A 12,008-nucleotide genomic window follows, 5' to 3' on the forward strand; every position below is an offset into this window, starting at 1 on the left:
TCCTGGCATAGTGCTGAATTCCGTGACTGTCCAGGCTCCTGCCAAGATCAATATGGCGTTAAGAGTGGGGAGCCCGCGTCCAGATGGCTTCCATCCCCTCGCCACCGTGTTTTGTGCGCTTGATCTAAGGGACGAACTGACAGCCAGCGCAGCTGATGAATTCAGTCTTGAGATCCACGGAGTCCCTCTCGACGTCGACGAGGATAACCTCGTGTACCGAGCCGCCCGGCTCCTCAAAGAACGAACCGGCAGTGACGCATGCGCTGCAATCTCGATAGACAAGTCCATCCCGGTCGCTGGCGGTCTCGCGGGTGGGAGCGCGAACGCTGCCGCAACCCTTGTTGCCCTCAACGAACTGTGGGAACTCGGATTGAGCGCGGGAGAACTGCACGACCTTGGTGCGGAGCTGGGCTCAGATGTTCCCTTCAGTCTGCTCGGGGGGCTTGCCCTCGGCACGTCGCGCGGAGAAGAGCTCGTTCCGATCCGTCCCGGTGCCTTTCAATCCTGGGTGCTGGTGATGGATGGGGAGGGGCTGTCCACGCCCGCCGTGTTCCGCGAGTACGACCGGCTGCATCCCGATCCGCACAAAGCGGCCCCGGTCGATGAACTTGTCGAGGCTCTTGGTTCTTCTGCCATTTCCGATCTTGAGGGACTTCTCGTCAATGACCTGGCCGAACCTGCCTTTGCCATGAGGCCCGATATTGCCGATACTTTCCGCAGGATTGAACATGCTGGGGTTGCCACTGTTCTTTCAGGGTCCGGCCCTACCATTGGTGTTCTGTGCGCGAGCGACAACGAGGCAGATGTTCTTGCCGGTCAGCTCCGTAACGACGGGTTGAAAACGGTTCGTGCGGATGGTCCGGCGGCCGGTACACACATTGTAAGGAGCAGCTAATGGCGCACCTTCTGTCACTAGAAGATGTTGGAGTCACCCTCGGTTCCCGTCCCATTCTTGGGGGAATAACCCTCGGCCTGGATGACGGTGCCCGCGTGGGCGTTGTCGGCCCGAACGGCGGTGGCAAATCCACTCTCCTGCGTCTCATCACCGGTGACCTCGAACCGCAAGGCGGCAGGGTTACCCATTCCGGTGGCCTGCGGATCGCCATCCTCTCCCAACGTGATGATCTCGAAGGACAATCGGTCCGCGAAGCCATTCACGGCACCGCTTCTGAGCACGAGTGGGCTTCCGAGCGCGCGATCCGGGAACTCCATGCCGGGCTTATTCCCGATGTTGATCTCGACCGAAGCGTTGACGAGCTTTCGGGCGGTCAGCGAAGGCGAGTTTCCCTCGCCGCCGTCCTGACTGCGGATGCTGATCTCGTTATTCTCGATGAGCCCACAAACCATCTTGATGTCGACGGTGTCGACTACCTGCACCGGTACCTCAACGACCGCTTCGGCAGGGGCAAGGGCGCCCTTGTTACGGTCACGCACGATCGCTGGTTCCTTGACGCTGTCTGCGACCGCATGTGGGAAGTCGTGCCCGGTCACGATGGTGCCGGTGGACGCAATCCACAACCCGGTCATGTCGAACAGTACGAGGGCGGGTACGCCGCGTACATTCTGGCCCGCGCAGAGCGAGAAAGAATGCGTAACCAGGCGGAAGCTAAGCGAGCCAACCTGCTCCGCAAGGAACTGGCTTGGCTCCGCAGGGGAGCCCCCGCCCGCACCTCCAAACCCAAGTTCCGCATTGACGCTGCCAACGACCTGATTGCGGACGAACCGCCGCCGCGCGACTCCATCCATCTCGAGAAAATGGCAACCGCCCGGCTCGGTAAAGATGTCATCGACCTCGAGGATGTTTCCTTCGCATACGGTGATAAACCCGTCCTCGACACCACGACGCTGCGCTTAGCGCCGGGGGAGCGGCTCGGAATTGTTGGTGCCAACGGCTCCGGCAAGTCCACCCTCCTCGGGTTGCTTGCAGGCAGGCTCGAGCCGACCGAGGGCAGGGTCAAGCGAGGCAAGACGGTTGAGATGGCGGAACTGTCCCAGCACACGACCGAACTGGATCAGGTTGCCGACAAACGCGTTGTTGAATCCGTGTCCATGATCGCCACGTCCATTGAAGTCGCTGGCAAGGACATGTCGGCGGGTCAGTTGGTTGAACGACTTGGCTTCACCCGGGAACGTGCGTGGACCGAAGTGTCGAGACTGTCGGGTGGCGAGCGACGCAGGCTCCAACTGATCAGGCTCCTCATGGGAAGCCCCAACGTGTTGCTCATGGATGAGCCAACAAACGACCTCGATACCGATACTCTGTCAGCGATCGAGGACCTGCTGGACGGTTGGCCGGGCACACTCATCGTTGTCTCCCACGACCGGTACCTGCTTGAACGAATCACAGACCGTCAGGTGGCCATTCTCGAAGGGCGTGTACGTGACCTGCCTGGAGGCGTCGACGAATACCTGGCTCTCCGTGCCGCACAGACCGTTGTTGACGGAGCCGCCGTGTCGGCCGACACCCCGGTCGTTTCCGATGCTGCGATTGCCCGCACAGCCAAGAAAACCATGGCACGGGTGGAACGACAGTTGACGAAGGAACGTGCGAACCTCACCAAGGTCCAAGAGGACATGGTCCAGGCCTCCCTCGATTTTGAAAAGCTCGGGAAGCTCACCGAGGATGCTCGGCGCATCCAGGACCGGATCGACCAGCTGGAAGAAGAATGGCTCTGGGCCGCCGAACAGGCAGAATAGTTTCCTTGAGCTCCTCACAGTGGAGCGCTGTTTGTTCGCTCATCTGCGGTCGTGGACGCTCTCCTAAATCTGCTTGTGAATCAATCGCCGACAGAGCAGCAGGGGGCGCTGTCGCGTGAGTATTGCAGGTATTCTCCTTGCTGGGTTCCTGCTTGCGAGCGGTGAAGAAATACGGCCCGTTGCGATCGGTGATTCCTATGCGTCGGGCAATGGTGCAGGGTCCTACAGCGATACTCTGTGCATGAGGTCAAATGATGCAGCGAGTGAGGTGGCCGCTGAGTTCTTTGGAGTGGATGCCATCAACGCATCTTGTAACGGTGCATGGACCCATCACTTGACTGAGCCGAGAATGATCTCGGATATGAGGCGGGATATATCGGATCCCGAGGGATTCGGATCCGCTGCCCGGATCGCCTCGCTACTTGCACAGTGCGGTGTTGGTATGGATGGTGCTCAGACAGACTTCACAATAGAGCAGACTGATTCCGGGTTTACGGCACTGTGCTCGGTGACCCTTGACCCACAGATCCAAGCCTTGGGGGATGCCACCGATGTGTTCGTGACAATCGGCGGTAACGATCTCGGTTTTGTGTCCGTAGCTTCCGCATGCTTAATCCAAGAAGATGAAGCTCTGTGTCGGACTGCCGTGGAAGATGCAGAAGAGCGACTGGACGGCATTCTTGAATCCGAACGGGTTGCGCTTGTTGCATTGAAGGAAATCAACCCGCATGCACGAGTTCACCTCGTTCCGTACCCCCGCCTGCTCGAGGGTGATCTGACCGTAGGCTCCTACGACGTATCCGGCGAGATCGAAGACCTGCAGGTGCGTTGGGAGACGGGCCTAGAAACCATGGCTGACGACCTGAATGAAACTCATGGTCGGTTCTACTACGTTGATGCGGTGACCGACGTGTGGGACGGACACGGGCTTGCGGGAGTGGAACCGTGGATTCACTCGGACGGGAATATTGCCGAGATTCTCCACCCAACGGTGGAGGGCTGGACGGCAACCGGCCACGCATACCTCGCACACCTTGGGACGTCGATCCTCAACGGGCACCCCTGAGACCCAATATTGCTAACAGCATGACAGTTCCGGCTATCGCCATGGGTTCTCTCCCCACGGGTCTCTTCGCCAACTGGCGCAGCTCGGCGAAGTAACTATTATCGAAAGGTCAACACCCGTCGATGACCACCGGCGTCCGAGACCACACGTTGCGAATCCCGCACGGAAGGAAACAGCATGACCTCGAAGATCACCCACGGCGTTCACTCCGAAGTGGGCCAGCTACGCAAGGTCCTTGTGTGTCGGCCGGGGCTTGCACACGAGCGGCTGACCCCGTCGAACTCTGATGATCTTCTCTTCGATGATGTTTTGTGGGTCGAGGCGGCGCAGCGGGACCACCGGGACTTCGTTGACTCTCTAACCGGCAACGGAGTTGAGGTCGTCGAGCTCCATGACCTTCTTGCTGAGACCATGGCAATACCGGAGGCTCGTACCTGGCTCATGGATCGCAAGGTCATACCAAATCAGGTCGGTATCGGACTTGTCGACGGGACGCGGGCTTTCCTTGACACGTTGGCAGAGAAAAAACTTGCCGAATACCTCATCGGAGGTTTCTCTACCGAGGATCTGCCGGAGGACTATCGGACAGAGTCACTTGCTCTTGCAAGAGAATCGCCGGACTCCCGCGAATACCTTCTGGCACCCCTGCCGAACACGCTCTTTACGAGGGACACAACCTGCTGGGTCTATGGAGGGCTGACCCTGAATCCGCTTTACTGGCCCGCACGTAAAGAAGAAACGTTGCTCATGAAGGCCATTTACTCCTTCCACCCCGAATACAAGGACTCGGCGGTCTGGTGGGGCGATCCCGAAGAAGACTGGGGTAAGGCCACTCTCGAAGGTGGGGATGTTATGCCGGTGGGGAACGGTGTCGTCCTCATTGGCATGTCCGAACGAACCTCCCGCCAAGGCATTACCCAGCTAGCGAAAGCCCTCTTCGATAAAGGAGCCGCGACCGAAGTTGTTGTTGCCGGAATGCCACGGCTACGCGCTGCCATGCACCTCGATACGGTTTTCACGTTTGCCGACCGGGACCTCGTGACCCTGCACCCGAACATCATTAACTCCGTCCATCCCTTCGTCATCCGGCCCTCCGACAAGAGCCCTGGCTTCGAAGTGGAAGACTGCGGACAAGAAGCTAACTTCGTTGATGTTGTTGCACGCTCCATGGGACTGAAGAAGCTCCGCTACGTCGAAACCGCGGGCAATGTTTATGCCTCCGAACGTCAGCAGTGGGATTCCGGCAATAACGCCGTTGCCCTTAAACCCGGGGTTGTGTACACGTACGACCGTAACACCCTCACGAACGCGGCCCTGCGGAACGCTGGAGTTGAAGTCATCCCGATCGTTGGTGCCGAGCTGGGGCGTGGCCGCGGCGGCGGACACTGCATGACATGTCCAATTAGCAGGGATCCGCTTGACTAGCGCCCACCCCCTCACGCCTAGTCTCCAAGACGATTCTGTGCATTCAGTTCTTTCTTTCCGGCGACTGAGCGGGGTAGAGAACAGGGATCGACATCGCCGCTGAGCATTTATCTCGATTTCGAGTAAACTGGGCGAATGGATGACAATGTCAGGAAGACTGACGAAGTTGATGAGATCGTTGCAGCGTGGCAACGCGAGCGCGGGGACCTTGATTCTTCACCCCTTGAGATCTTCTCGCGCCTCCTCCGACTCAACCGTCACCTCGACAAGTTTCGCCGAGAAGCATTCGCCGCACACGGCCTCGATGTGTGGGAATTCGAGATGCTGTCCCTGCTGCGGAGGCAGGGGGAGCCGTACCAGGCTCAGCCCTCCCAGTTCATGTCAGAACTCCTCGTCGCCTCAGGGACGCTAACCCACCGGATTAATACGATGGTGGAACGCGGCCACGCCATCAGGCATCAGGACTCTAAGGACCGTCGCGTTAAGTACGTGCGTGCCACACCGCTCGGAATTGAGCGGTCTGACCGAGCCATGGCTGATCTTCTCGAGAGTGAAGAGGCAATGCTGGAGCCGATTCCCATGAAGGACCGCCGAGAGATCAGCCGGATACTCCGCGACCTCCTCCTGCCATTTGGTGGGACCGGCTCCTAACGAGGAACAGGTCCAGGCCATCGATCGAGACTGAATGCCTGACTTGCACAGGTTTAGCCACCCTTCTTATCGGGTGGACACCCCGTACTCTCTTCGGATAGACACTGCATTCCCGCCAGGTCCGTACCTCGTGTTTGTTCTGGACAGGTAGTGTGACACTACTTACACCCTCCCGGCAGTATGTTGCTCAGATTGGATGATCATGGCTCTTGACCCGAACCTGTCAGAAGACGAGCTCATTAGCCTCGCCAAAGAACACCCTGAGAAGTGGGGAGAGATCTACCAGCATCCGAACCTCACGAAGAAAGTTTCGGTTGCTATCTCCCAGTTTCATTCCCAGAGAATGGGGAGTCCCATCACCGGTGAACGGTGGGGTGGCGACATGACTGAAGAAGAACGAGCGCAGGCTGAAGCAGACACTCTTGAACGTCTTATCGTCGAACGTGAGGCAGCCCGAGCTCAAGCAAGAGAGGCGAGGGAGAACCCCGAAGCCGCTACAAACACAAGCGCTACCCAACCCTTGGAAGAGGCTTCCATGGAGATCGGGAAAACTAAACCACGCTGGGCCTTGTGGCGGAAGTAGATTCTGTTGAAAGTGAGGTCAGCATAGTTCTCATTCGTGGCTAAGGTCCGGAAAAATTAGGTTGGGGGAGACTGGATATCCAGCCTCCCCCAATGACGAGAGCAGCCACTTGAAGATCACTCAATCTGGGACTTTTCCCGTGATCTTAGCTCTTCTTGAACACCTCGGTGAGCTTCATGCGGGTACCGGTGTGCAGGATAGAGCGTTCGTAGATCTTTCCTGCCAGTGTTGCCAGGATTGGGATCGTGACGAGGCAGATGCCAACGGAGATGAGAACATCCGACATGGGGACCTCGGTGAAAGCTGAACGGATCGGCAAGATGAACGGGCTGAAGAACGGTATGAAGCCGATGATCTGAGTGAGCGTCGAGTCCGGGCTGTTCGGCACGTAGAACATGGCGAAGTAGAACGGCACGATCGACAGGAAAATGATCGGGGTCGTGATCGCACCAATGTCTTCCTGACGCGACACCGTTGCTGCGAGGCCGCCGGTAATCGAGGCGTAGATGATGTAGCCGAGAACAACCCAGAGGAGAAGCATCGGAACATACGTGGTGATGTTGATGTCGGGGAGAATGCCGGCGATTGCCCCGGCCCCCACTATCGCGGCCGTATAGACCGCCACCATCAAGAAGATCGCGCCGCCAATGCCGAGGAACTTACCCATGAGCAGGTCCCTGGGCTTGATCGTGGCAAGCAGGATTTCGACAACACGTGACGATTTCTCTTCAACCACGCCCGTCGCCAGCATGGATACGCCCATGACGATGACGCCGTAGACGAGAGAAACGGTTATGAGGCCGACAATAAAGACGATTGGATCGAACTCGTTGGCGCTAAAGGTCTCCACTGAAAGGTTCTGTGCGTCAGCTAAATATGCTTTAGCTTCCGGTGTTGCCTGGTCCCCGAACGTGTCGGTCAGGACGTAGCTTCCGGCCGCGGATTCGGTTGCTTCGGTAATGAAGTCAAGATGCTGAGCGCCGTCGAGAGCAAAGATCTGGGGCCTGCTCGGCTCCGCGGCAATAACCGCATTTAGGTCCTCATTTGCGGTGAGGATGTCCTCGGCAGGGCCTTGGACGTCAATGACGGTGAGGCCAGCGGCCTCCAGGTCTTCAGTCAGCGGGGAAGCCGAGTTGGTGACGCCAACGGTGGCGACAATCTGGTCGGGGGTGTCGTCTGGCTCGAGGAGGAACCTGCCGAGGACACCGGCGGCGAGGATCAGCACCGCCATCACCACAGTCGAAATGATGAGTGCCTTGGAGCGGGTCTGGGCAATGAACTCGCGGCGTGCCACGAGGAAGATCGGGCTCATCGGTTGTCCTTTTCGGCGTCGGGGGCGGTGGATACGACATCTCGGAAGAGTTCTTCGAGATGTGGGCGGCGGGGACTGAACTCGTACACGGGACCATCCGCTAGAGCGGTGCGGAGGATCGACTGACCGTCGAAGCCTTCCGGTGTGACGATGCGCCTTTTCATCCGGTCGCCCTCGATGCGTTGCTCGGGAACCTTCACCCCGAGATGGTCGAAGCTGGTCCGGGAGTCCGCGTGCGTGACGAGGATGTACTCGGGGGTGTCCGTGTGGCGCAGTTCGTCAATGGTGCCCACGGAGACCATCGCTCCCTGGGAGACGATGCCAACGCGGTCGCAGAGCCGCTCAACAAGGTCGAGCTGGTGGGAAGAGAAGATCACGGGGACGCCCTCGCGTGTCTTTTCCCGAAGGACCTCACTCATAACGTCAACCGCAACGGGATCTAGGCCCGAGAAGGGCTCGTCAAGAACCATGAGCTTCGGTTCGGACACGAGAGCGGCTGCGAGCTGAACACGTTGCTGGTTACCGAGCGACAGGGTCTGAACGAGATCGTCACGGTGATGGGCAATCCCCAGCTTCTCGGTCCAGTACTCCATGTCGGACGTCGCCTTGTCGACCGGGTCGCCGTGAAGCTGAGCCAAGTAGATGAGTTGCTCGCCCACTTTCATGCGCGGATATAGACCGCGTTCCTCCGGCATGTACCCGATTTCCTTGCGGGTCGCGAAGTCGACCTTGCGGTCGTTCCAGGTGACCGAGCCGGAATCGGATGCCAGAACACCAAGGATGATTCGCATGGCGGTGGTTTTGCCGGCACCGTTCGAGCCAACGAAGCCGAACATCTCTCCGGGATGAACCTGGAACGACATTCCGTCCAGGGCTTTGACGGTTCCGTAAGATTTATACAGATCCTCGATGACGAGCATAGGGGTTCCAATTGGAGTCGGGGACTGGGGTGTTGTAAACAATCAACAATTTACCCGAATCGCGTGTCTGCGGCGTGATGAGACGAGCCAGTCGGTGATAAGTCCACCTCGTGGTATCGGCGCTTTGCGTTACTCAGGATTCGGCGGGCACGATCTTTTCGCCCTCGTCCGGCCATCCAATCGGCCGGGGCTTGAGCTCGAGGTTGTGGATACCGTTCCACAGCAGGTTGACGGTGTGCGCGGCCACGTCTTCTTTAGTGAGCGGTGAGACGGGTTCGCCGTTCTCGGCGGCTTCCTTCTCGGAGATCCACCACATCCCGATCTGGGCGACGGCGCCACCGAGCAACTGGCCGTAGAGGGGCGTGCTGGTCGCTTCGAACCCGAGGCGTTCAAACATGGAAGCAAGGAGAGCCGTGAGGTGCTCGGTGACTTCTCCGATAACGGGGGAGAACACGCCCGTTGAAACCCCGTCGGGGGACTGGTGGGCGAGCAGTCGGTAGCCATCCGGGTTTGTTTCAAGATAGTCGAGGAGAGCAACCGTGGTGTGCTCGAGTGCCTTCCGAGGCGAAACGCCATCGGGCAGAGACTCTGCCAAGGTCGACATGAGGAGGGTGATTTCCCGGTCGACGATCACCTGGTAGAGGCCCTCCTTGCCACCAAAATGTTCGTAGAGGACAGGCTTAGAAACACCCGCGGCTATCGTGATTTCTTCGATCGAGGTGGCGTCGTAGCCGCGTTGTGCGAAGCTGGCGCGCGCGATCTCGATGAGCTGGAGCCGCCTCTCGGATCGTGACATTCGGACTTTACGGGGTGCGGTGTGCTCGGTCATGTGACCAGTATTCCATGCCGCGCGGGCCGTATCGCTTTGTCACTGAGCATTAATAACTGGCAGACTAAAGGGCGTGCGGTCCGCCCTGGTGTAATGGCAGCACAGGGGCCTTTGAAGCCCTTAGTTCAGGTTCGAACCCTGAGGGCGGAGCCACAGAACTGGCGGTTCAGGCGCTATTCGGCGCCGATCCGTCGTAGGCTGGGAGCGTGATGGAGAAGACCGTGAACAACAGCCAACGTCCGACCGCGATCGTACTGGCCGCAGGTGCCGGCACGCGAATGAAGTCAGAGACCCCGAAAGTACTCCACGAAGTAGCCGGACGTAGCCTCGTAGGCCACGTCCTTCACGCGACTTCGGCACTGGACCCCGAAGACCTTGTTGTCGTTGTCCGGCACGAGCGCGAACGCGTTGCTAGCCACGTGACCGCGCTCGCCCCGAATGCGATCATTGCCGACCAGGACGATGTACCGGGAACGGGCAGAGCCGTCTGGTGCGCCATGGAGGCGCTACCAGTGGACCTCGAAGGCCCCGTTCTCGTGACGGTTGCCGATACTCCGCTCCTCGATGGTGACACCCTGCTCGCCCTGCTTGCGGAGCACGAGGGCAACACCGTCACCGTTCTGACGACGCGCGTTCCCGATCCGCACGGATACGGCAGGATTGTCCGAGACCAGGACGGCAATATCTCTTCCATCGTTGAGCACAAGGATGCGCTTCCCGAGCAGCTCTTGATCGACGAAATTAATGCTTCCATGTACATTTTTGATGCTGCGTTTCTGCGGGATTCGCTCGGTTCGCTCGGAACCGACAACGCGCAGGGCGAGATGTACCTGACCGACGTGGTTGAGGCCGCCTACAAGCAGGGTCTCCCGGTCGGTTCCTTCATTGGCGATTCGATGACTGTTGAGGGCGTGAACGACCGCGTTCAGCTCTCTGTGCTCGCAGCCGAAAAGAACCGCAGGCTACTGGTGAAGGCCATGAGAGCAGGAACCACGGTTGTCGATCCCGGTTCGACCTGGATCGATGTCGATGTGGCATTCGAGCCCGATAGCCGCGTTCTTCCCGGTAGCTATCTGACCGGCACCACCACGGTGGCCAAGGGTGCCGTCGTGGGCCCGCACGTGCGCCTCCACAACGTTACGGTGGGGCCCGATGCGTCAGTTGCTTTCGCAGATCTTTCAGACACCACCATTTCAGTCACTGACAGCGCAAAGTAAGGACGGACAGTCATGACAGGTATTCACTCCACCGGAGCCAAGCATCTTGTGATCGCAAGCGGCCGCTCCCACCCGGCACTCGCGTCGGAGGTGGCGGAGTCCCTGGACACGGAGCTGCTCCCGGTAACCGCCTACGACTTCGCAAACGGTGAGATCTACGTCCGCTTCGACGAGTCCGTGCGCGGTGCCGATGCGTTCGTCCTCCAGACTCACACCCCGCCGGTCAACAAGTGGCTCATGGAGTCCCTCATCATGGTTGACGCACTCAAGCGCGCCTCCGCGAAGAGGATCACCGTTGTTTCTCCCTTCTACCCCTACGCGCGTCAGGACAAGAAGCACCGCGGCCGCGAGCCGATCTCTGCCCGCCTGATCTCCGACCTGTACAAGCAGGCCGGCGCCGACCGGATTATGAGCGTCGATCTCCATGCCGCTCAGGCGCAGGGCTTCTTTGACGGCCCCGTCGACCACCTTTGGGCCATGCCCACCCTGGTCGAATATGTCCGCACCCGCATCAATCCCCAGAAAACCGCGGTTGTTTCGCCGGATGCTGGTCGTATCCGCGTGGCCGAGCAGTGGGCCGACCGCCTTGGTGGCACTCCGCTTGCCTTCGTGCACAAGACCCGCGATATTTCCCGCCCGAACCAGGCCGTTGCCAACCGCGTTGTTGGTGATGTTGAGGGCCGCACCTGTGTCCTCGTTGACGACCTCATCGACACCGGCGGAACGATCACCGAAGCCGTTCGCGTTCTCCACGAGGCAGGAGCCGCCGAGGTTATTGTGGCAGCCACCCACGGCGTCCTCTCCGATCCCGCGGTCAAGCGACTATCCGACTCGGGTGCCCGCGAAGTCATCGTGACCGATACGGTTCCGATCGAACGGGAGAAGCGCTTCAAGGAGCTCACCGTCCTCCCGATTGCCCCGGTTCTCGCCCGCGCAATCCGCGAGGTCTTCGATGATGGCTCGGTCACGAGCCTTTTCGACGGCGCGATCTAATAGGCATCGATCGCTTTCGCCGCACACGCGTAGACAGCCCGCGACCACTGTGCAGATGACGCAGCACAGGGAGTTTGCAAGTAGGTAGTAACGTCATGGCCTCCGAATTTCGGGGCCGTGACTCTCCCCGGTCCGCTGCCTGTTAAGAGGCTTCATCGGCCGCACCAGGATCGGGGTAATTGGTCGCATAACCGCATTTGCCCTGGCTGGGAGTACTACGTGAGCGGTGTCATTGCGGGGTGCCTTTCGGGGTTCTGGGCCGGTGCGCTACTATGTTGTGGTTGCCTCGGCGAGGGAGGCGGCTATGCCGCACTC

At 59.4% G+C, this 12,008-nt stretch carries 11 protein-coding genes and 1 tRNA gene; 9 read left to right on the top strand and 3 right to left on the bottom strand.

All coding sequences use genetic code 11. The annotated features are described in order from the left end of the window. The first annotated feature begins 10 nt into the window (after positions 1 to 10). The 6 genes from ACTHUY_RS05255 to ACTHUY_RS05280 all read left to right on the top strand — a co-directional run bounded on the left by ACTHUY_RS05255 (position 11) and on the right by ACTHUY_RS05280 (position 6,422). Positions 11 to 895 (top strand): 4-(cytidine 5'-diphospho)-2-C-methyl-D-erythritol kinase, encoded by an 885-nt coding sequence (locus tag ACTHUY_RS05255; protein ID WP_441677974.1) that lies wholly within the window; start codon positions 11 to 13, stop codon positions 893 to 895. Next, positions 895 to 2,697, top strand: a complete 1,803-nt coding sequence (locus tag ACTHUY_RS05260; protein WP_441677976.1) for an ABC-F family ATP-binding cassette domain-containing protein — start codon at positions 895 to 897, stop codon at positions 2,695 to 2,697. Before ACTHUY_RS05255 ends, ACTHUY_RS05260 begins: the two co-directional genes overlap by 1 nt. A gap of 115 nt (positions 2,698 to 2,812) precedes the next feature. Continuing rightward, positions 2,813 to 3,763, top strand: coding sequence for a hypothetical protein (locus ACTHUY_RS05265; protein WP_441677978.1), 951 nt, complete (start codon positions 2,813 to 2,815; stop codon positions 3,761 to 3,763). Positions 3,764 to 3,940: 177 nt separating this feature from the next. Further along, on the top strand, positions 3,941 to 5,188 hold the full coding sequence (locus tag ACTHUY_RS05270; protein ID WP_441677980.1) for an arginine deiminase: 1,248 nt from the start codon (positions 3,941 to 3,943) through the stop codon (positions 5,186 to 5,188). A 135-nt stretch (positions 5,189 to 5,323) separates the two neighbouring features. Further along, the gene (locus tag ACTHUY_RS05275) at positions 5,324 to 5,839 is read left to right on the top strand and encodes a MarR family winged helix-turn-helix transcriptional regulator (protein WP_441677982.1); all 516 of its coding nucleotides are present in this window, start codon (positions 5,324 to 5,326) and stop codon (positions 5,837 to 5,839) included. 202 nt (positions 5,840 to 6,041) lie between these two features. Further along, the gene (locus ACTHUY_RS05280) at positions 6,042 to 6,422 is read left to right on the top strand and encodes a hypothetical protein (protein WP_441677984.1); all 381 of its coding nucleotides are present in this window, start codon (positions 6,042 to 6,044) and stop codon (positions 6,420 to 6,422) included. 145 nt (positions 6,423 to 6,567) lie between these two features. Here ACTHUY_RS05280 and ACTHUY_RS05285 read toward each other — a convergent pair whose 3' ends face one another. The 3 genes from ACTHUY_RS05285 to ACTHUY_RS05295 all read right to left on the bottom strand — a co-directional run bounded on the left by ACTHUY_RS05285 (position 6,568) and on the right by ACTHUY_RS05295 (position 9,483). Further along, a complete protein-coding gene (locus ACTHUY_RS05285) occupies positions 6,568 to 7,734 on the bottom strand; it encodes an ABC transporter permease (RefSeq protein WP_441677986.1) in 1,167 nt (388 codons plus the stop codon). Continuing rightward, complete coding sequence (locus tag ACTHUY_RS05290) at positions 7,731 to 8,654, bottom strand: ABC transporter ATP-binding protein (RefSeq protein ID WP_441677988.1); 924 nt, start codon at positions 8,652 to 8,654, stop codon at positions 7,731 to 7,733. The genes ACTHUY_RS05285 and ACTHUY_RS05290 overlap by 4 nt, the downstream gene beginning before the upstream one ends. Positions 8,655 to 8,787: 133 nt before the next feature. Next, entirely contained in the window at positions 8,788 to 9,483 is a 696-nt protein-coding gene (locus ACTHUY_RS05295; protein ID WP_228201511.1) for a TetR/AcrR family transcriptional regulator, read from the bottom strand. A 79-nt stretch (positions 9,484 to 9,562) separates the two neighbouring features. Between ACTHUY_RS05295 and ACTHUY_RS05300 the strand changes: the two genes are divergently transcribed. The 3 genes from ACTHUY_RS05300 (at position 9,563) to ACTHUY_RS05310 (ending at position 11,693) form a co-directional block, all read left to right on the top strand. Beyond that, positions 9,563 to 9,636 (top strand) — tRNA-Gln (locus ACTHUY_RS05300). Positions 9,637 to 9,692: 56 nt separating this feature from the next. Continuing rightward, positions 9,693 to 10,700, top strand: a complete 1,008-nt coding sequence (locus ACTHUY_RS05305; protein WP_441678048.1) for an NTP transferase domain-containing protein — start codon at positions 9,693 to 9,695, stop codon at positions 10,698 to 10,700. Between the two features lie 12 nt (positions 10,701 to 10,712). Next, positions 10,713 to 11,693 (top strand): ribose-phosphate diphosphokinase, encoded by a 981-nt coding sequence (locus tag ACTHUY_RS05310; protein WP_441677990.1) that lies wholly within the window; start codon positions 10,713 to 10,715, stop codon positions 11,691 to 11,693. Positions 11,694 to 12,008: the final 315 nt, after the last annotated feature.

It is taken from the genome of Flaviflexus sp. (assembly GCF_052087705.1).
GTDB lineage: Bacteria > Actinomycetota > Actinomycetes > Actinomycetales > Actinomycetaceae > Flaviflexus > Flaviflexus ciconiae.